Genomic DNA, 20,864 nt, shown 5'->3' with positions numbered 1-20,864 from the left:
GATGCAGCATCGCCCGTCACCGAAAACGCCAACCCTTGGCCGCCTGCTGGCGGGGTTGTGCCTGGTGTTTATCGGGCTGCTGTGCAGTCTGCCGGCACGGGCCGCCGACATTCTGCTGACTGGCGCCGAGGACAATCCCGGCGTGCAGTCTTTCGTTCAAGCCCTCAGCGAGTTGCGCCCCACCGACAATGTGCGCTTCCAGCCTGTCGCCAGCCTGCCGGCGCCAGGCCAATTGCCCGTCGGCACCCGCCTGGTTCTACTCGACTTGCCCAGCCTCGACTGGCGCTTGCAAGACGCCCAAGGCCCGGCGACGCTGGTGTTGCGCATCAGTCGTTTGCAAGCCCATCAACGCTTGGGCAATGACCTGCCATCGCACCTGAGCCTGCTCTGGAGCGATCCGCCGCTGCACCGACAGTTGCGCCTGACCCGACTGCTCCTGCCTGAGGCCCGCCGGGTCGGTGTGCTTTTCGACAGCCACAGCGAATTCCTTTTGAAAGAACTGCGTCAGGCTGCCCTGCCCTTGGGCCTTGAAGTGGTCACCGAGCGTTGGGATAACACCCATGACAGCCGCCCCTTACAGGCCCTGCTGAAAAACAGTGACGTGCTGTTGGGCCTGGACGACCCTGATCTGTACAACCCGAAAACCGTGAAAAACTTGCTGCTCAGCAGCTATGCCCGGCAACTGGCGTTGATCGGTCCCAACGCAGCCTTTGTCAGGGCCGGTAGCCTGGCCAGTACTTACAGCGACCAGAACGATTGGCTGAAGATTCTCGACGAACTGCTCGACCGCCCCTCGAGCACCTGGCCACGCGCACTTTATCCGCAACACTTCAAGGTCTTAAGCAACCCGCAAGTGGCTCGTTCACTGAGTATTGAACCGATGAATGAAGCCTCTGTCGCAACACAGCTGGCCGAAGGAGAACGCCGCCCATGACCTTCCGTCGCGGTTGGGACATCAATACCCGCACCCAGATCATCAGCCTCGGCCCGGCCCTGTTGCTGACCTTGCTGCTGATCAGTTTTTTTACCTTCGTGCGAATCCAGGACCTGCGCCAGGAACTCAATCACACCGGTCAGCTGATCGCCAATCAACTGGCGCCGGCCACCGAATACGGGGTGATTTCAGGCAACAACGAGGTGCTCGAAAGTTTGCTCAAGGCCACCCTGGCCACGCCCAACGTACGCTTTCTGGAAGTACAGGACAGCGCCAACCGGATTCTGGTGTATGTCGAGCAACCGTCGGAAGCACACAACCGCTCGCATCAAGTCGAAGTGTTCCAGGCGCCGGTGCGCCTGCAACGCATCGCGCTCAACAATGACTTTTTCCAGAACAGTCGTACCGTTGCCAGTGCACCGGGCGAGGATTATCTGGGCCGGGTGATCGTCGGCCTGTCCAATGACGCGTTCAACCAGCGCCAGCAGGAAATCCTCTTCAAGGCCGGGATCCTCGCCTTGTTCGCTCTGCTGTTTACATTTCTGCTGGCCCGGCGCCTGGCCAGCAGCCTGTCTCAACCGATCCACGACATCGGCAATGCGGTCAAGGCGATCCAGGAAGGCGACTACAAAACGCCCCTGCCGATTGTCGACGACACCGAACTGGGCGCCCTGTCGCAACACATCAACAACCTTGCCCAGGGCCTTGAGCAAGCCAGTCGTGAACAGCATCAGGCCATGGCGCAATTGATCCAGACCCGCGAAGAAGCGGAAAAGGCCAACAACGCCAAATCCGATTTCCTGGCGATGATGAGTCACGAGTTGCGCACGCCGATGAATGGCGTGCTGGGCATGCTGCAACTGCTGGAAACCACTGAGATGACCGAGGAGCAGATCGAATACGCGGCGCTGGCCTCCGAATCCACCGAACACCTGCTCAAAGTGATCAATGACATTCTCGATTTCTCGCGCATCGAGCGCTCGGAACTGGAGCTGGAACATATTCCGTTCAACCTCGCAGACCTGATCAGCAGCTGCGCCCAGTCGTTCCAGCACAGCGCGGTGCAACGCGGGCTAGACATGCAACTGCGGATCCCCGAAGACATGCGCCCCCTTCAGGTTCAGGGCGATCCAACGCGAATCCGGCAGATTCTGGTCAATCTGGTCGGCAACGCGCTGAAGTTCACCGAACGGGGCCGCGTCACGATCGAACCGCAGTGGCAGTCCCTGGATCATGAACTGCTGTGGTTCACCTGCACCGTACGCGACAGCGGAATCGGCATCCCGCCCGCTAGCCTGGAGTTGATGTTCAACGCGTTCCAGCAGGCCGACAGTTCTATTTCAAGACGTTACGGCGGAACCGGGCTGGGGTTGCCGATTGCCCGCACCCTGGCTGAGCGGATGGGTGGCACCTTGCGCGCGCAGAGCGAAGAAGGCGTTGGCTCGGCGTTCACCCTGGAAATCCCTTTGGCGCTGTATAAGCAGCCACTACCGGTGCTAACCCCGCGAGGGCATACCGGCGATGACCACGGCGAAGGTCGCAATGTGCTGCTGGTGGAGGACAACCCGGTCAACCGCACTGTTGTCGAAGCAATGTTGCGCAGTCTGGGCTTTACTGTCAGCGTCGTCACCGACGGTGCACAAGCAGTACGCAGTGCCGAGAATCTGACTTTCGAAGCGATTCTGATGGACTGCCGATTGCCGGTCATCGACGGCTACGAGGCCACCCGACAGATTCGTCGATTGCCCGGCTGCGCTGATGTGCCGATCATCGCCCTGACGGCCAATGCGTTGCAGGGTGATCGCGAAGCCTGTTTATCGGCGGGAATGAACGATTACCTGGCCAAGCCCTTCAAACGCACTGATCTGCAGCAAATTCTGCAGCGGTGGGTGCAGTAGAACAGGCCATTCGGCTATCTGCGACTGGCGTGAACGACGAAAGTGCGGCAGTCTTAGGCACCCGAACAGGCCCGAAAAGGGGCTTGAATAATAATTTCAGTGCACAAGTGTACATTCATGTCCTTGGTGCTGTGACTTTCACCACAACGCAATAGTCTATGAGTAGGCTGCTGACTCGAGGCATGAACGCTTCGATCGGCCGGGAAGATTCGCCCCACCCTGCCGCATGGACTATTGAGGAGCTCGCATGACCAAACAAAACGCCTTTACTCGGGAAGACCTGCTGCGCTGCAGTCGCGGTGAGCTGTTCGGCCCAGGTAACGCGCAACTGCCCGCCCCGAACATGCTGATGGTCGATCGCATCACCTTGATCAGCGAAGAAGGTGGCAAGTACGGCAAAGGTGAATTGGTCGCCGAGCTGGATATCACTCCGGACCTGTGGTTTTTCGCCTGCCACTTCGAAGGTGATCCGGTGATGCCGGGGTGCCTGGGCCTCGACGCCATGTGGCAACTGGTCGGCTTCTTCCTCGGCTGGCAAGGCCTGCCGGGCCGCGGTCGCGCCCTGGGTTCTGGCGAAGTAAAATTCTTTGGCCAGGTACTGCCAACCGCCAAGAAAGTCACCTATAACATCCATATCAAGCGCGTCCTGAAAGGCAAGCTGAACCTGGCCATTGCCGATGGTTCCGTGACCGTCGACGGCCGCGAAATCTATACTGCCGAAGGCCTTCGGGTCGGCGTTTTCACCTCCACTGACAACTTCTAAGGGTTATCCGCATGCGCCGCGTCGTTATCACTGGTCTGGGCATCGTTTCGTGCCTGGGCAATGACAAAGAGACCGTCTCCGCTAACCTGCGTGCAAGCCGCCCTGGCATCCGGTTCAACCCGGAATATGCTGAAATGGGTCTGCGTAGCCAGGTTTCCGGCTCCATTGACCTTCCCCTCGAAGAGCTGATCGATCGCAAGATCTATCGCTTCGTCGGCCATGCGGCGGCTTACGCCTACCTGGCCATGAAAGATGCCATCGCAGACTCCGGCCTGACCGAAGAGCAGGTTTCCAACGTGCGTACCGGCCTGATCGCCGGTTCCGGTGGCGCGTCGACCTTGAACCAGATGGAAGCGCTGGACATCCTGCGCGAGAAAGGCGTCAAACGCGTAGGCCCGTACCGCGTCACGCGGACCATGGGCAGCACCGTTTCGGCTTGCCTGGCGACGCCGTTCAAGATCAAGGGTGTGAATTACTCGATCTCCTCCGCGTGCGCCACCAGTGCTCACTGCATCGGTAACGCTGTGGAGCAGATCCAGTTGGGCAAGCAGGACATCGTGTTCGCCGGCGGCGGTGAAGAAGAACACTGGAGCCAATCGTTCCTGTTCGACGCCATGGGCGCCCTGTCCAGCCAGTACAACGAGACCCCGGAAAAAGCTTCCCGTGCCTACGACGCCAAGCGTGACGGTTTCGTCATCGCCGGCGGTGGCGGCATGGTCGTGGTCGAAGAGCTGGAACACGCCCTGGCGCGCGGCGCGAAAATCTACGCGGAAATCGTTGGCTACGGCGCGACCTCCGACGGCTACGACATGGTCGCCCCAAGCGGCGAAGGCGCCATTCGCTGCATGCAGATGGCCATGGCCACCGTCGACACTCCGATCGACTACCTGAACACCCACGGCACCTCGACTCCGGTCGGCGACGTCATGGAAATGAAAGGTGTGCGTGAAGTGTTCGGCGACAAGGCTCCGGCCATCAGCTCCACCAAGAGCCTGTCGGGTCACTCCCTGGGCGCCGCCGGCGTTCACGAAGCGATCTACTGCCTGCTGATGATGGAAGGCAACTTCATGGCGGGCTCCGCCAACATCGACGAACTGGACCCGGAAGTGGCAGACATGCCAATCCTGAACAAGACTCGCGAAGACGCCACCATCAACACGGTGATGAGCAACAGCTTCGGCTTCGGTGGCACCAATGCCACGCTGGTACTGAAGCGCTGGGCCGGTAAGTAATACCTCCCCCGCTACGCTGCACACAAAAACGCCCCGACTGGTTCGGGGCGTTTTTTTTACGCCTGAAAATAATTACTCGGGCATGGCACAAAACCTGTGGGAGCTGGCTTGTCGGATCGCCGCACCGCTGCGATGCGGTGTGTCAGACAACATCCATGTTTGCTGTGCCGCCGTCATCGCAGGCAAGCCAGCTCCCACAGGTTCAGCAGTGTTCAATCCATCGGGCTCGAACCGTGGTTTTCTGCCTTGTGAACATGAAACATTTGTCATGAAACTCAATGGCCTGCGACTGAATGTCGCGTATTTCGCGGGCTGCAGGACTTTTGCCGATTCTGCAAGAATGGGTTGCCGAACTCTGCCGTTTACTTAGCCAGCTAACAAAACATATAACGGAGGCCTGCACACGCCTTGCTGCAGATAACAGAGATTGGAGCTAGCAGATGACTGTAAAAGTAACTGAACGCGACGATTCACATATGTCCCATGAAGGCATCGCCGCCGGTATCCGCATCTGGGATGTACATCAACAAGACCTGTTGGTCGGGATGTTCCACTCCGAGACCGAAGCCCACAAATACAAGGCCGAACTTGAAACACTGGAGCAGCAGCGCGAAGCGCGTTCTGCATAATGACCGCATTGAAAACGACAAACCCCGCCATGAGCGGGGTTTGTCGTTGTTGCAGTCTCTAACGGCTTACCACATCAGATCGTCAGGAATCTGATAGGCCGCGTACGGATCGTCTTCGGTGCTGACTTCTTCTGTCTTCACATTCAGCTGCACGATGCGCTGTGGATCGCGCTCCTGAATCTTCAGGGCCGCTTCACGAGGGATCACTTCGTAACCGCCAGCGTGATGCACGATCGCCAGCGAACCGCTGCTGAGCTTGTTGCGCATCAGGGTGTTGACGGAGATGCGCTTGACCTTCTTGTCGTCGACGAAGTTGTAGTAGTCCTCGGTGGTCAGCTTGGGCAGGCGCGAGACTTCGATCAATTGCTTGACCTGGGCGGCGCGGGCCTTCGCTTCGGCTTTCTCCTGCTGCTGACGGTTCAGCTCCTGGTCGCGCTTGACCTTCTCGGCCATGGCTTCCTGAGCGGCACGCTGCTGGGAGTCATCGAGTTCAATCTGACCTTTGTGGGCCAGACGTTGCTGCTTCTGCTTCTCTTTGCCGACCTGTTTGGCCTGCTTTTGATTGACCAGCCCTGCTTTGAGCAACTGGTCGCGAAGGGAAAGGCTCATGGTGCTTATTTCTCACTTAGGCAACTGCTCAACCGCAGCTGGGCAAATTCTTTTCCTGACGTTTGGCTTCGCCCCACAAGGCGTCCAACTCTTCGAGGGTGCAATCTTCTATGGGACGGTGGGTATCGCGCAATGCCTGTTCGATAAATCGGAAGCGTCTTTCAAACTTTGAGTTCGCACTGCGCAGTGCGGTTTCCGGATCGACCTTGAGGTGTCGCGCCAGATTGACCACGGAAAACAGCAGGTCGCCGACTTCATCGGCAATCGCTGCCGAGTCATTGTCGGCCATGGCTTGGAGCACTTCATCGAGCTCTTCGCGAACCTTGTCGAGCACCGGCAAGGCGTCCGACCAGTCAAAACCAACCTGCCCTGCGCGCTTCTGCAGTTTTGCCGAACGGGACAGCGCCGGCAACGCAGCAGGCACATCGTCGAGCAAGGACAACTGCTGCGGCGCCGAAGACTTCTCGGCACGCTCTTCAGCCTTGATCTCTTCCCAGCGTTGCTTGACCTGTTCTTCATTCAGACGCGGGATGTCCAGCGGCGCATACAGATCACCGGTGGGGAACACGTGAGGATGACGGCGGATCAGTTTGCGCGTGATGCTATCGACCACACCATCGAACTCGAAGCGCCCTTCTTCCCGTGCCAGTTGGCTGTAATACACCACCTGGAACAACAAGTCGCCCAACTCCCCCTGCAAATGATCGAAGTCCCCGCGCTCGATCGCATCGGCGACTTCGTAGGCTTCTTCCAGGGTGTGCGGGACGATGGTCGCGTAGGTTTGCTTGATGTCCCACGGGCAGCCGTACTGCGGGTCGCGCAGACGGTTCATCAGGTGCAGCAAGTCTTCAAGTGAATACATCAATTAGTCTCTGCGAGAACCTGTGGGAGCTGGCTTGCCTGCGATGCAGACGACTCGGTTATCAGTGAAAACCGAGGTGATGCCATCGCTGGCAAGCCAGCTCCCACAGAGGACCGGTGGCCACAAAAAAAATAGCCGCTTTATGGTGTGCGGTTACGGCGGGTTTCGATGATGTTCGGTAACTGGGAAATCCGCCCCAGCAACCGCCCCAGCGCATCCAGCCCCGGAATCTCGATGGTCAGGGACATCAACGCCGTGTTGTCCTCTTTGTTCGAACGGGTGTTGACCGCCAGCACGTTGATCCGCTCGTTGAGCAGCACCTGCGACACGTCACGCAGCAGACCGGAACGGTCGTAGGCGCGAATGATGATGTCCACCGGATAGGTGAGCACCGGCACCGGGCCCCAGCTGACCTGGATGATCCGCTCCGGCTCGCGCCCGGCCAGTTGCAGCACCGAGGCGCAGTCCTGACGGTGGATGCTCACGCCACGGCCCTGGGTGATGTAACCGACGATCGCATCCCCCGGCAGCGGCTGGCAGCAGCCGGCCATCTGGGTCATCAGGTTGCCGACGCCCTGGATCTGAATGTCGCCACGCTTGCCCGGTTTGTAGCCGGTGGCTTTGCGCGGGATCAGTTCCAGCTGTTCGTTGCCGCGTTCCGGCTCGACCAGTTGCTGCGCCAGATTCACCAATTGCGCCAGGCGCAAATCGCCTGCGCCCAATGCAGCGAACATGTCCTCGGCGGTCTTCATGTTGGCCTTCTCGGCCAACTTGTCGAAGTCCACCTGTGGCAGACCGAGGCGATTGAGTTCGCGCTCGAGCAAGGTTTTACCGGCCGCGACGTTCTGATCGCGGGCCTGCAATTTGAACCAGTGAACGATCTTCGCCCGCGCCCGCGAGGTGGTGATGTAACCCAGGTTCGGGTTCAGCCAGTCGCGGCTCGGCGTGCCGTGCTTACTGGTAATGATCTCGACCTGTTCACCGGTTTGCAGGCTGTAGTTGAGCGGTACGATCCGCCCGTTGATCTTGGCGCCGCGGCAGTTGTGACCGATTTCGGTGTGTACGCGGTAGGCGAAGTCCAGCGGTGTCGCGCCCTTCGGCAAGTCGATGGCGTGACCGTCCGGGGTGAAGATATAGACCCGGTCCGGCTCGATATCGACCCGCAGTTGTTCGGCAAGGCCACCAATATCACCCAGCTCTTCGTGCCACTCGAGCACCTGACGCAGCCAGGAGATTTTCTCTTCATAGTGGTTCGAGCCAGACTTGACGTCGGTGCCCTTGTACTTCCAGTGCGCGCACACGCCCAGCTCGGCTTCTTCGTGCATGGCATGGGTGCGGATCTGCACTTCCAGCACTTTGCCTTCAGGGCCGATTACCGCAGTGTGCAGCGAGCGGTAACCGTTCTCTTTAGGGTTGGCGATGTAGTCGTCGAACTCTTTCGGGATGTGCCGCCACAGGGTGTGGACGATGCCGAGCGCGGTGTAGCAGTCGCGCATTTCCGGCACCAGCACGCGAACCGCGCGCACGTCGTAGATCTGGCTGAACTCCAGACCCTTGCGCTGCATTTTGCGCCAGATCGAATAGATGTGTTTGGCCCGACCGCTGATGTCCGCATCGACGCCGGTGGCCTGCAACTCTTCTTTGAGTTGGGTCATCACGTCGGCGATAAAGCGCTCGCGATCCAGCCGTCGCTCGTGGAGCAACTTGGCGATCTGCTTGTACTGGTCTGGCTCAAGATAGCGGAAGGACAAGTCCTCCAGCTCCCACTTGATATGACCGATACCGAGGCGGTGGGCGAGCGGCGCGTAAATGTCGAACACTTCACGGGCTACGCGGTTGCGCTTCTCGTCGTCGGCGGTTTTCACCGCGCGGATCGCGCAGGTGCGCTCGGCCAGCTTGATCAGCGCGACGCGCACGTCGTCGACCATGGCCACCAGCATCTTGCGCAGGTTTTCGACCTGGCCCTGAGTGCCCAGCACCAGGGATTGACGGGGGCTCAGGCTGGCGCTGATCGCCGCCATGCGCAACACGCCGTCGATGAGTTTGGCAACCACCGGACCGAAGCGCTGGCTGACCGCCGGCAACTGGATCTGGCCTTCGCGCACGCCGCGGTACAAGACTGCCGCGACCAACGAATCCTGATCGAGTTTGAGGTCGGCGAGAATCTCGGCGATCTCAAGGCCCGTGCGAAAACTCGAGGTCCCTTCAGACCACAGATTCTTCGCCGCATTGGCTTGTTGTTCGGCCTGGCGAGCGAACTCGCAGGCTTCCTTCAAGGCTTCGCGATCCAGTGCCAGATCGACACTGACCGCATGATCGAGCCAAGCCTCGAGGTTGATACTGCCGTCAGTATTGATCGGCTGGTGTGCTCTCACCTGTACCATCTTGCTTTACCTTCCCTACGACGCAGATTCAATGCGTCAAATCGCTGACCTTTGCTGCCCGTGTGCACTCGCGGGGCTAAGACGAATGCGCTTTGCACGAGCGGGTCAGTCGGACCAGACGAGCCGTCCTAGCTCGCTTCAAATAACGCCATGGCCTCGACATGTGCCGTCTGAGGAAACATATCGAGAATCCCGGCACGTTTTAACCGGTAGCCCTGCTTGATCAATTCGACTGTGTCGCGCGCCAGCGTTGCAGGGTTGCACGACACATACACCAATCGTTTGGCGCCCAGGGACGCAAGCTTGCGTACCACCTCGAAAGCGCCGTCGCGAGGTGGGTCCAAGAGTACCGCACAAAAGCCTTCATCGGCCCATTCGGCATCGGCCAAAGGCTGGGATAAATCGGCCTGAAAAAACTTCGCATTATGCAGATTATTGCTGACAGCATTCGCGGCGGCACGCTCGACCATCGCCTGCACTCCCTCCACCGCCACCACTTCGCGAACGGTTGTGGCCAGCGGTAAAGCAAAGTTGCCTAACCCACAAAACAAGTCCAGAACCCGCTCATCAGATTTCGGTGCCAACCACGCCAACGCCTGGGCCACCATCGCTTCGTTGACCCCGGCGTTGACCTGGATGAAATCTCCCGGCCGATACGCCAGGTTCAAGTCCCACTGCTCAAGGCGATAGCCCAGTGACTGATCGGCCTCGACCGGTTGCGGCTCGCCGTCGCCATGCAGCCACAACTGGGCTTCATGGAACGCGCAGAAGTCCTTGAGGATGGTCATGTCGGCTTCGGACAACGGCGCCATGTGCCGCAGCAATACCGCCAATGACGAACCGCTGAACAACTCCACATGCCCCAGCGCCTGAGGTTTGCTCAAGCGCCGCAGCATCTCCGGCAAGCGGGTCATGATCGGTTGCAAGGGCTGTACCAGCACCGGGCATTCGTTGATAGCGACGATGTCCTGACTGCCGGCAGCACGGAAGCCGACTTCGAGTTTTTTCGCTTTCATGTCCCAACGCACCGCCACTCGGGCGCGACGACGGTAGCCGAATTCCGGACCGCTCAACGGCGCTGCCCACTCTTCAGGTTCGACACCGGCAACCCGCGACAATTGCTCGGCGAGCATGCGCTGTTTCAGGGCGAGCTGTTCGTTGTGGGGCAAATGCTGCACGCTGCAACCGCCGCAGCGAGCGGCATGAGCGCACGGTGCCGGGCGGCGCAATTCACTGGCCTGGAACACGCGCTCGGTGCGCGCCTCGACCACTTTGCCGTGGGCACCCAAGACCCGCGCCTCGACGTCTTCACCGGCCAATGCGCCGATGACGAACCATGTGCGACCTTCGAAAAACGCGATACCGCGACCGTCATTGGCCAGGCGCTCGATGGTCAAGCGCTGCTTTTTGCCGGTCGGGACTTGCGGGGCCTTGCTGCCGCCCGTGGGCTGGAAGCGCAGGCCTCTCTCTTGCTTGGCCATCAGTTGGGCGCGTCGAAAATGCCGGTCGACAAGTAACGGTCGCCACGGTCGCAGATGATCGCGACGATCACCGCATTTTCAACTTCTTTGGACAGGCGCAGCATCGCCGCCACGGCACCGCCCGAAGACACGCCGCAAAAGATGCCTTCTTCGCGCGCCAGACGACGGGTTACGTCTTCGGCTTCGCTTTGTGCCATGTCGACGATCCGGTCCACGCGCTCGGCCTGGTAGATCTTCGGCAGGTATTCCTGCGGCCAGCGACGGATGCCCGGAATTGCCGAGCCTTCCATCGGTTGCAGCCCGATGATCTGCACGTTGTCGTTCTGCTCTTTCAAGTAGCGCGAAACGCCCATGATGGTGCCGGTGGTGCCCATCGAGCTGACGAAATGAGTGATGGTGCCTTCGGTCTGACGCCAGATTTCCGGACCGGTGGTAGTGTAGTGCGCTTCAGGATTGTCACCGTTGGCGAACTGATCCAGCACCTTGCCGCGGCCTTCGGCTTCCATTCGCTGGGCGAGGTCGCGAGCGCCTTCCATGCCTTCTTCCTGGCTGACCAGAATCAGCTCGGCGCCATAAGCCGTCATGGCGGCTTTACGCTCGGCGCTGGAGTTGTCCGGCATGATCAGGATCATCTTGTAACCCTTGATCGCCGCAGCCATGGCCAAGGCAATCCCGGTGTTGCCCGAGGTCGCTTCGATCAGCGTATCGCCGGCGTGGATCTGCCCGCGCAATTCGGCACGGGTGATCATCGACAGCGCCGGACGGTCCTTGACCGAACCCGCCGGGTTATTCCCTTCGAGCTTGAGCAAAAGGGTATTGCTGGTGGCGCCAGGCAGGCGCTGCAAACGGACCAGCGGAGTGTTGCCGACGCAATCGGCGATGGTTGGGTACTGCAAGGTCATGGCGTATTCGCAATCCAGACTGCGGGGGCGCCTATCATACCGGCAAACGTGCGCAGGCCATATCACGCAAAGTAAGGGGCTTATGGCGAATGGGAATAAGCAGTCTGAACGGGCTCAGGATTCCTCTGTTTGCGCGACATTCAAGGCATAGAACTCATGCAATTTGGCCTGCAATAGCTGTTTGTCCGGTAGCTGGACTTGATACTCAGCAATCAACGCAGGCGACAGGCTGCGGTTAAGGGCGTATTCGACCACCTCGTCATCCTTGCTGGCACAAAGCAACACACCAATGGCCGGGTTTTCGTGGGATTTGCGCTCCTTGCGATCCAGCGCTTCCAAATAGAAATCCAGCTTGCCCAAATACTCCGGTTTAAAACGACCGACCTTAAGCTCAATGGCTACAAGACAATTAAGACCACGGTGGAAGAACAGCAGATCCAGGGCAAAATCACACCCACCCACTTGAAGCGGATACTCGGAACCGACAAAGCAGAAGTCTCGACCCAGCTCGATCAGAAATTCCTTGAGACGTGCAAGCAACCCTTTATGCAGATCAGTTTCGGCATGGCCACCTGGCAGGTCGAGAAAATCGAGCATGTAGGCGTCGCGGAATATTTCAAGCGCTGCCGGGTGGGCGTGTCTCAGCACTGCTGAGATTTTTGCTGGTTGGGTCACGCTTCGTTCGAACAGTGCAGTCTTGAACTGACGCTCTAGTTCGCGCTTCGACCATTTTTCCTGAACTGCCAAACGGACGTAGAACTCCCGCTCTTCCGGCCGTTTACTCTGGCTGAAAATGATCAGGTTGTGCGACCAGGACAATTGTCGCACCAGTGGTGCGACTTTCTCTTCAGCGTGATAAGTCTCATAGAACTGGCGCATGCGAAACAAGTTCGACCGGGTAAAACCGCGCAACCCAGGTTGAGACGTGGCCAGATGCTCAGCCAATTGACTGACTACAGAATCGCCCCACTCAGCCTTTTCCAGCTTGCGACTGATATAGGCACCCACCTGCCAATACAGCTCAATCAGCTGAGTATTCACCGCCTGCATGGCTTGCTGTTTGGCACTTTGAATCAACGCAAGCACTTCATTGAAACGGTCGTCGGTTGCGTTGTCGGGGACGCTGGATGCATTCATGCCGAACTCCTTGAGGACGAGGAAAAACGCGAGTCTATTCCGTCGAATCAGGCATAAGGTGTCGGCAATACCCTTTAGGAAAGGTCGTACAAATAAACGGGAACGCTCCGGCAAAAGCTGAACGGCGGTGACCGGGAGCCGCATCGCGAGCAGGCTCGCTCCCACAGGAGTCAAGGTTGATCACACAATGTGTGGCAGACACACATCAACTGTGGGAGCGGGCTTGCCCGCGATGGCGTCATCACTAACACCGTCATCATCCGCCAATAACCGCATATTCAATCGCAGCCCTGCCCCGCTGTTCTCCGCCCACAAACGCCCACCCTGCCTCTGCACCGCATTCCTCGCAATGCTCAACCCCAACCCGAACCCACCATCCCCCGGTCGCGATCCATCAAGCCGGATGAACGGCGAGAAGATCCGTTCAAGATCCTCGTCCGCCACTCCACCGCCCTCGTCCTCCAGCCACAGGTGCCAGAAGTCGCCATCGCGCCGACCACCGAGCGTCACGACACCTCCCGCAGGTGAATGACGAATGGCGTTGCGCAGAATGTTTTCAAGCGCTTGGGCCAGGGTATTGAGATGGCCGCGCACCCAGCAGGATGCATCCACGGCACAGTGCAACTGACGCGCCGGCCAGCCACTTTCATAGCAGGCGTTTTCCGTGAGCATCTCCCACAAGGCCTGGACCTGGATCGCCTCATCGGGCAACGGCGCGCGCTCGGTATCGAGCCAGGCGAGTTGCAGGGCGTCCTCGACCAGACGCTGCATGCCGTCGACTTCCCGGCCAATGCGTTCGCGCAATTGCCCCAGGTCTTGCTCGCTTTCGCTGGCCACCCGCAGCCGGCTCAGTGGCGTGCGCAATTCGTGGGACAGGTCGCGCAGCAATTGTTGTTGCAGAGCCACCGTGCTTTGCAGGCGTTCGGCCATATGATCGAAGGCCCGGCCCAGTTCACCCAATTCATCCGAACGGTTGGTGGTGCGACTCGATAAACGCACAGTCAGTTGGTCGGCGCGCCAGGCATTGGCTTGTTCGCGCAGGCTGTTCAGCGGGACGACCAGCAATCGATACAGCCCCACGCACAGCAGCAGCGTGAACAGCCCGGGAATCACCCCATTGGTGATCACCCGCCAAAACACCCGGTAGCGTCCTGGCATAAAACGCTGAGGCAACTCGATCACCAGGCTGCCGGCAGACGGGTCATTGGGAAACGGGATCTTCAGCCACGGCAGGCCCTGGTGGCGCCGACTCACCGGCCAATCCAGACCGCGCAAAAAGGTCAGGCGCTGGATTTCCTGGTTTGCCAGCGGGGAACTGCTCAGGGATTGCAAGTCGCCGCCGATGACGCCGACCCAGGTCGACTCGTGCTCGCCGACACGCTGCAACCAGGCATCAATGCCTGCACTCTGCTGCTCGTTCCAGGCCCGCTCCGCCTCGGCGGCGTAGTGCGTAAGGGTGCCCCGGGCCTCGTCGGACAGGAACAGGTTTTTCTTCTCCATGTAGCGGCCCCAGGACCAGCTCAACCAGATCATCAGCAGACAGAACGCCACCAACAAACAAGCCAGTTTCCAGAACAGTGAATGCTTGCCCGGCACGTCAGACCATTTCATCGGCCGCGCTCAATACGTACCCCTTGCCCCAGACAGTACGCACTTCACGCTCGGTGTAACCGATGGCCTTGAGCTTGCGGCGAATCTGGCTGATGTGCATGTCGAGGCTGCGGTCATGGGGCGCATAACCGCGCTGCAGTACCTGCTGATAAAGGAACGCCTTGCTCAGTACTTCATCACCGTTGCGATTCAATGTATCCAGCAGCCGATATTCGCTGCGAGTCAGGCCGGCCGCGTGTTCGCCCAAAAAGACCTCGCACCGTTCGTCGTCGAAACGCAGGTTGTCCATCGCCGGGGCAATCGGTGCCGGCGCCGGTCGCTGGTCAAGCGCCACCCGCCGCAGGATGGCTTCGATGCGCACCCGCAGCTCGGCCATGCTGAACGGTTTGGGCAGGTAATCGTCGGCGCCGAGGCGAAAGCCACTGATGCGATCCGCCTCCGCCCCCAGCGCCGACATCAGCACCACGGGCGTGGAATGGCTCTGGCGCAATTGGGTCAGTACCGCCAGGCCATCCAGCCCCGGCAGCAGAATATCCATCAACACCACATCGAAGGCTTGCCGACGCGCAATGGCCAACCCTTCCTGGCCGTTCTGACACCAGGTCACCTGAAAACCACAGCGCCCCAGATGCTCATGGACATAAGCGCCGAGCACCAGATCGTCTTCGATGGAGAGGACGCGGGGGGGAACAACAGAGATGGGAGTCATGAGTATCTGCAAATAATTCTCAGTTGCCGATTATTCAAGATCGCCTCGCCAGGGGCAACCCATGGTTTGCTCCCCAAGACCAAAGCGCGGAACTGGCCGACGAATGACGACATCAATTTTACGAGGATTGCCCGCATGCAAATCGCTACACTGCGCAGGTGGCGCGTGCCGGACGCATGTGCAGGTCAATAAACAGCTGGATGCGGGAGAGATGCGTGCTCAAGAAACTGGGAATTAAAGGCCGCGTGCTGTTGCTGACCCTGTTACCGACCACCCTGATGGCGCTGGTTCTGGGCGGCTATTTCACCTGGATGCAGCAATCGGACCTGCAATCGCAACTCATGCAGCGCGGCGAAATGATTGCCGAACAGCTGGCACCGCTGGTGGCCCCGGCCATGGGTCGCAAAGACAACGACCTGCTGGAACGCATCGCCACCCAGTTCCTGGAACAAGCCGACGTGCGCGCGGTGACTTTCCTCGCCCCCGACCGCACGACACTGGCCCATGCCGGCCCGACCATGCTCAATTCGGCGCCTTTGGGCAACGGTTCACAGATGTTGCGCCGCAGTGGCAATGACGCCACGCGCTACCTGCTGCCAGTGTTCGGCAAGCACCGCAACCTGGCCGGCGACCTGATCCCCGACGAAGCCGACCGTCTGCTGGGCTGGGTCGAACTCGAACTGTCGCACAGTGGCATGTTGCTGCGCGGTTACCGCAGTCTGTTCGCCAGCCTGCTGCTGATCGGCGGTGGCCTGGTCGGTGCGGCGCTATTGGCGTTGCGCATGGGCCGGACCATCAACCGGCCATTGAGCCAGATCCAACAAGCCGTGGCACAGCTCAAGGACGGTCACCTGGAAACCCGCCTGCCGCCCCTCGGCAGCCAGGAGCTGGATGAACTGGCATCCGGCATCAACCGAATGGCCGGAACCCTGCAGAACGCTCAGGAAGAATTGCAAAACAGCGTCGACCAAGCCACCGAAGACGTGCGTCAGAACCTGGAAACCATCGAGATCCAGAACATCGAGCTGGACCTTGCGCGCAAGGAAGCCCTGGAGGCGAGCCGGATCAAGTCCGAGTTCCTGGCCAACATGAGCCATGAAATCCGCACGCCGCTCAACGGCATTCTCGGCTTCACCCATTTGCTGCAAAAAAGTGAATTGACCCCGCGCCAGCTCGATTACCTGGGCACCATCGAAAAATCCGCGGACAGCCTGCTGGGGATCATCAACGAAATTCTCGACTTCTCGAAAATCGAGGCCGGCAAACTGGTGCTCGACCACATTCCATTCAACCTGCGCGACCTGCTGCAAGACACCTTGACCATCCTCGCCCCGGCCGCCCATGCCAAAGAGCTTGAGCTGGTGAGCCTGGTTTATCGCGATACGCCGCTGTCGCTGGTGGGCGATCCGCTGCGACTCAAGCAGATTCTCACCAACCTTGTGAGCAACGCGATCAAGTTCACCCGCGAAGGCACCATCGTCGCCCGAGCCATGCTTGAAGAAGAGTATGAAGACAGCGTGCAATTGCGCATCAGCATTCAGGACACCGGCATTGGCCTGTCGAATCAGGACGTGCGCGCCTTGTTCCAGGCCTTCAGCCAGGCCGATAACTCGCTGTCCCGGCAACCTGGCGGCACCGGCCTGGGGCTGGTGATTTCCAAACGGCTGATCGAACAGATGGGTGGCGAAATCGGCGTCGACAGCACACCGGGCGAAGGCTCGGAATTCTGGATCAGCCTGAGCCTGCCCAAAACCCGCGACGACGCCGAGGACCTGCCCGGCCCACCCTTGCTCGGACAGCGGGTGGCGGTTTTGGAAAACCATGAGCTGGCCCGTCAGGCCTTGCAGCATCAACTGGAAGACTGCGGTCTGACAGTCACGCCGTTCAACACCCTCGAAAGCCTGGCCAATGGCGTGACCGGTGCCCATCAGACCGATCAGGCCATCGGTCTGGCTGTGCTCGGCATCACCAGCAACGACATGCCGCCGGAGCGCCTCAACCAGCATATCTGGGACCTCGAACACCTGGGCTGCCGAGTGTTGGTGCTGTGCCCGACCACCGAACTGACGCTGTTCCACCTCTCGGTGCCCAACCCCCACAGCCAACTCCAGTCCAAACCGGCCTGCACGCGCAAACTGCGTCGAGCCCTGTCCGACATGGTCAACCCTCGCCAGCAGCGCAGCGACCCCGGCGAGCCGCTTTCGAGTCGCGCACCGAAGGTCCTTTGCGTCGATGACAACCCGGCCAACCTGCTACTGGTGCAAACCCTGCTCGAAGACATGGGCGCCAAGGTGCTCGCGGTGGAAAGCGGTTACGCCGCGGTCAAAGCCGTACAGAACGAGACCTTTGACCTGGTGCTGATGGACGTCCAGATGCCCGGCATGGATGGCCGCCAAAGCACCGAAGCCATTCGTCAGTGGGAAAGCGAACGGCATTGCACACCACTGCCGATCGTCGCCCTCACCGCCCACGCGATGGCCAACGAAAAACGCGCATTGCTGCAAAGCGGCATGGATGACTACCTGACCAAACCCATCAGCGAACGGCAACTGGCGCAGGTGGTGTTGAAATGGACCGGTCTGGCGTTGCGCAATCTGGGGCCGGAGCGCTCCAGCGAAAGCAACAACGATAATGACTTGCAGGTGCTTGATCACGACGAAGGCCTACGCTTGGCGGCGGGCAAGGCCGATCTGGCGGCGGACATGCTGGCAATGCTGCTGGCTTCCCTGGAAGCCGACCGCGAGGCCATCCGCGTCGCCCGTGAAGCCAATGACCAGAACGCGCTGATCGAGCGAGTCCATCGTCTGCATGGGGCGACCCGTTATTGCGGCGTCCCGCAATTGCGCGCCGCCTGCCAGCGCAGTGAAACCCTGCTCAAGCAACAGGACCCCAAAGCCCCCGGCGCGCTGGAAGAACTCGAACGAGCCATCAATCGCCTGGCGGCCCATGCGCGTATCAATGCCTGATGCAGCGCAATAACGCTGGGCGCCTTGAAGGCTAAGCTCAAGGTCTGTGGCAGCTGCCGAAGGCTGAGTTCGGCGGAGAAGCCGTCGTAAAACCTGCGTCCGCGGTTTACCTGAAAGACCGCAGTGCCTGATTTCACGACGGCTTCGCTGCCGAACGCAGGCTTCGGCAGCTGCTACAGGTAACTTCCAGGAGGACAGCATGCGCACGATTCTTTTCAGCAGCCAGACCTACGACCGCGACAGTTTTCTGAGTGCCGACCTGCCCGCCGGCATCGAGCTGCATTTCCAGCCGGCACGACTGAGCCTCGACACGGTGGCGCTGGCAGAGCATCACGAAGTGGTTTGTGCCTTCATCAATGATGACCTCAGTGCGCCGGTACTCGAACGTCTGGCCGCGGGTGGCACACACCTGATCGCCCTGCGCTCGGCCGGTTACAACCATGTCGATCTGGCGGTAGCGAAGCGCCTGGGGCTGGCGATAGTGCGGGTTCCGGCTTACTCGCCTCACGCGGTGGCCGAACACGCGGTGGCGCTGATTCTGGCGCTCAACCGCCGACTGCACCGTGCCTACAACCGTACTCGCGAGGGGGATTTCAGCCTGCACGGGCTCACCGGTTTCGACCTCGTGGGCAAGACCGTCGGCGTAGTCGGCACCGGGCAGATCGGCGCGACCTTCGCGAAAATCATGAACGGCTTCGGCTGCCGGTTGCTGGCCTGTGATCCTTACCCGAACCCACAGGTCGAAGCGCTCGGCGCGCGCTACCTCAGCTTGCCGCAACTGCTGGCCGAGTCGCAGATCATCAGCCTGCATTGCCCGCTCAACGAACAGAGCAAACACTTGATCAACAGCGAATCACTGGCGCACATGCAGCCCGGTGCAATGCTAATCAATACCGGGCGTGGCGGTCTGGTGGACACCCCGGCGCTGATCGACGCGTTGAAGGACGGCCAATTGGGCTATCTGGGGCTGGATGTTTATGAAGAGGAGGCGCAGCTGTTCTTCGAGGATCGCTCCGACTTGCCGCTGCAGGACGATGTGCTGGCGCGCCTGCTGACCTTTCCGAATGTAATCATCACCGCGCACCAAGCCTTCCTCACGCGCGAAGCCCTGGGTGCAATTGCCGCGACCACCCTGCAGAACATCGCGGCCTGGGCGGCCGGTTCGCCAAAGAATCAGGTCGAGAGCTGATCGCTCAGGCCTTGGACAAAAGGATCATCAGGGCCAGCCAGCCGAAGCCCAGCAAGCGCTGCCCCAGCGAATGCCCGCGACGCAGCAGGAACCAGACAAAAAACGGCGGCAGAAAGAAAATCATCAGTTTCAGCCAGAGTTCCACCGGACGCGGCCCGCCGGGTGCCGGCGCCGGGATCTCGGCCTCGACTTCAACTTTACGTTTGCGCCCGAAAGCGGCCGGGGTCACCCTGGGCACACTCTCATTGGTCGGTAAGCGCCCGAAAGAAAGAGGCGCCTGCGTTGCCGTCGATGTAGCCGCTTCTGCCACCGCTGGTGCACCGCAATGAATACAAGCAGGCGCCGTGGAGCTGATGCGTTGCTTGCACTCAAAACATTCGATCAACGCCATTTCCATTCCTTAGAGATGCAAAAGCGGCATTGTGCCATGACTCGGCAAGTCATTTGAACCAGATCGAAGGTTACATGCCCGCGCCATGCTGCGTTCATGCCCGTGCTAGCATATCGCGCATATTTGGAGGACCCATGGTCGAACACGATTTTCGCTATAACCTGATGAACCCGCAACACACCCTCACCGAATGCCGCGCCCTTGTGCCGGGGCGTTATCAAGTCACCGGCAACGGCGGCTCGATTCGTAATAACGACGTGCTGGTAGTGACCCTAAAAGGCAGCAAGGACTTGTCCATGCGCCTGACCGTCGAAACGGTTCGCCACTTGATCAACCCGCCGGGCCAATGGGTCGCGGTGGCCAGTGGTCCGGTGTTCGGCGAACTGGCGATTCACACCTGGAATGTCAACTGCGACAGCTGCGCCAAAGAGCTGAGCTTTGAGTTCGCGGTCGACGCCAAGCTGGGCAACAAGGCCGAAAAACCGGCTGCCACTGCACGGATTGCCGAGTTGGGCTGGGCCACCGTCGGTGACAAGCACCTGTGCAAGAAGTGCCAGGAGCCTGCGTGATGAAACGCCTTGCTCTGACCGCCATGGCCGGCGCCAGCCTGTTGGGCTGCGCCGCCGAACCGGTGCAACTGCAACACAACCGCAGCTACATTCTGGAATGGATCGGCGAGCGTCCGCTGATGGACTACAGCCATCTGACCATCACCCTCGATGAAGATGGTCGGGCCTACGGTAATGGCGGCTGCAATCACTGGTTCGCGCCGTATACCCTGCAAGGCGACAAGCTGAGCTTCGGCAAGATCGGCAGCACCCGCAAAATGTGTGCGCCAGCGTTGATGGAGCAGGAAAAACGCTTCCTGCAGGCGCTGGAAAACGTCCAGCGCTGGGACGTTTCACCGATCGACCAGATGCGCTTCTGGCCGGCGCAAGGCAAACCACTGCGTTGGTGGCTTGAAGAGGGTTGATCCTCTCGCTCCGATCGTTCCCACGCTCTGCGTGGGAATGCATCTAGTGACGCTCTGCGTCACAGGGACGCGGAGCGTCCCGCGCGGCGTTCCCACGCAGAGTGGTGGGAACGATCAGTGAATTGCTTTTCGTAGGAGCCAGGAGTGGGGGGGGGGGGGGGGGGGGGGGGGGGGGGGGGGGGGGGGGGGGGGGG

The 20,864-nt window shown here is 60.0% G+C and carries 18 protein-coding genes; 9 read left to right on the top strand and 9 right to left on the bottom strand.

Annotation, left to right across the window (positions count from 1 at the left end):
• Position 1 precedes the first annotated feature (1 nt).
• From AC1RQB_RS24900 to AC1RQB_RS24880, 5 genes are all read left to right on the top strand, one after another.
• Positions 2–934: a hypothetical protein gene (locus tag AC1RQB_RS24900; protein ID WP_008074956.1), complete on the top strand. Its 933-nt coding sequence runs from the start codon at positions 2–4 to the stop codon at positions 932–934.
• On the top strand, positions 931–2,832 hold the full coding sequence (locus AC1RQB_RS24895) for an ATP-binding protein (protein ID WP_008074957.1): 1,902 nt from the start codon (positions 931–933) through the stop codon (positions 2,830–2,832). Before AC1RQB_RS24900 ends, AC1RQB_RS24895 begins: the two co-directional genes overlap by 4 nt.
• Positions 2,833–3,079: 247 nt before the next feature.
• Positions 3,080–3,595, top strand: coding sequence for a 3-hydroxyacyl-[acyl-carrier-protein] dehydratase FabA (gene fabA, locus AC1RQB_RS24890; RefSeq protein ID WP_003179264.1), 516 nt, complete (start codon positions 3,080–3,082; stop codon positions 3,593–3,595).
• Between the two features lie 11 nt (positions 3,596–3,606).
• Positions 3,607–4,827 carry a beta-ketoacyl-ACP synthase I gene (fabB, locus tag AC1RQB_RS24885; protein WP_063342867.1) on the top strand — a complete coding sequence of 407 codons (1,221 nt, stop codon included), beginning with the start codon at positions 3,607–3,609 and terminating at the stop codon, positions 4,825–4,827.
• Positions 4,828–5,267: 440 nt separating this feature from the next.
• Positions 5,268–5,456 (top strand): hypothetical protein, encoded by a 189-nt coding sequence (locus AC1RQB_RS24880; protein WP_008011665.1) that lies wholly within the window; start codon positions 5,268–5,270, stop codon positions 5,454–5,456.
• A gap of 66 nt (positions 5,457–5,522) precedes the next feature.
• Here the strand turns inward: AC1RQB_RS24880 and AC1RQB_RS24875 are convergent, their stop codons facing one another.
• From AC1RQB_RS24875 to AC1RQB_RS24840, 8 genes are all read right to left on the bottom strand, one after another.
• Positions 5,523–6,065 (bottom strand): DUF2058 domain-containing protein, encoded by a 543-nt coding sequence (locus AC1RQB_RS24875; protein WP_008074959.1) that lies wholly within the window; start codon positions 6,063–6,065, stop codon positions 5,523–5,525.
• A 28-nt stretch (positions 6,066–6,093) separates the two neighbouring features.
• Entirely contained in the window at positions 6,094–6,927 is an 834-nt protein-coding gene (gene mazG / locus AC1RQB_RS24870; RefSeq protein ID WP_063342866.1) for a nucleoside triphosphate pyrophosphohydrolase, read from the bottom strand.
• A gap of 140 nt (positions 6,928–7,067) precedes the next feature.
• Complete coding sequence (gene relA, locus AC1RQB_RS24865) at positions 7,068–9,311, bottom strand: GTP diphosphokinase (RefSeq protein WP_063342865.1); 2,244 nt, start codon at positions 9,309–9,311, stop codon at positions 7,068–7,070.
• 128 nt (positions 9,312–9,439) lie between these two features.
• Positions 9,440–10,792: a 23S rRNA (uracil(1939)-C(5))-methyltransferase RlmD gene (rlmD, locus tag AC1RQB_RS24860; protein ID WP_008074964.1), complete on the bottom strand. Its 1,353-nt coding sequence runs from the start codon at positions 10,790–10,792 to the stop codon at positions 9,440–9,442.
• Entirely contained in the window at positions 10,792–11,694 is a 903-nt protein-coding gene (cysM, locus tag AC1RQB_RS24855; protein WP_007899067.1) for a cysteine synthase CysM, read from the bottom strand. Before cysM ends, rlmD begins: the two co-directional genes overlap by 1 nt.
• 114 nt (positions 11,695–11,808) lie before the next feature.
• Complete coding sequence (locus AC1RQB_RS24850) at positions 11,809–12,831, bottom strand: PDDEXK nuclease domain-containing protein (RefSeq protein WP_063342864.1); 1,023 nt, start codon at positions 12,829–12,831, stop codon at positions 11,809–11,811.
• A 180-nt stretch (positions 12,832–13,011) separates the two neighbouring features.
• Positions 13,012–14,442 carry a sensor histidine kinase gene (locus AC1RQB_RS24845; RefSeq protein ID WP_063342863.1) on the bottom strand — a complete coding sequence of 477 codons (1,431 nt, stop codon included), beginning with the start codon at positions 14,440–14,442 and terminating at the stop codon, positions 13,012–13,014.
• Positions 14,429–15,151 (bottom strand): response regulator transcription factor, encoded by a 723-nt coding sequence (locus AC1RQB_RS24840; RefSeq protein WP_063342862.1) that lies wholly within the window; start codon positions 15,149–15,151, stop codon positions 14,429–14,431. The genes AC1RQB_RS24845 and AC1RQB_RS24840 overlap by 14 nt, the downstream gene beginning before the upstream one ends.
• A gap of 215 nt (positions 15,152–15,366) precedes the next feature.
• On the opposite strand from AC1RQB_RS24840, the gene AC1RQB_RS24835 reads away from it, so the two are divergent.
• Both AC1RQB_RS24835 and AC1RQB_RS24830 read left to right on the top strand, forming a co-directional pair.
• Entirely contained in the window at positions 15,367–18,117 is a 2,751-nt protein-coding gene (locus AC1RQB_RS24835) for a response regulator (protein ID WP_063342861.1), read from the top strand.
• Between the two features lie 199 nt (positions 18,118–18,316).
• The gene (locus tag AC1RQB_RS24830; RefSeq protein WP_063342860.1) at positions 18,317–19,306 is read left to right on the top strand and encodes a 2-hydroxyacid dehydrogenase; all 990 of its coding nucleotides are present in this window, start codon (positions 18,317–18,319) and stop codon (positions 19,304–19,306) included.
• Between the two features lie 4 nt (positions 19,307–19,310).
• Here AC1RQB_RS24830 and AC1RQB_RS24825 read toward each other — a convergent pair whose 3' ends face one another.
• Positions 19,311–19,697, bottom strand: a complete 387-nt coding sequence (locus tag AC1RQB_RS24825; RefSeq protein WP_063342859.1) for a hypothetical protein — start codon at positions 19,695–19,697, stop codon at positions 19,311–19,313.
• Between the two features lie 134 nt (positions 19,698–19,831).
• Here AC1RQB_RS24825 and AC1RQB_RS24820 point away from each other — a divergent pair, with 134 nt between their 5' ends.
• Entirely contained in the window at positions 19,832–20,266 is a 435-nt protein-coding gene (locus AC1RQB_RS24820; protein ID WP_063342858.1) for a hypothetical protein, read from the top strand.
• Positions 20,266–20,670 (top strand): META domain-containing protein, encoded by a 405-nt coding sequence (locus AC1RQB_RS24815; RefSeq protein WP_008074973.1) that lies wholly within the window; start codon positions 20,266–20,268, stop codon positions 20,668–20,670. The genes AC1RQB_RS24820 and AC1RQB_RS24815 overlap by 1 nt, the downstream gene beginning before the upstream one ends.
• The last annotated feature ends 194 nt before the right edge of the window (positions 20,671–20,864 follow it).

Source organism: Pseudomonas sp. GW822-FHT02E03 (assembly GCF_058802325.1).
The sequence above is the reverse complement of the archived record's forward strand: the minus strand, read 5'-3'. Positions and strand labels throughout refer to the sequence as shown.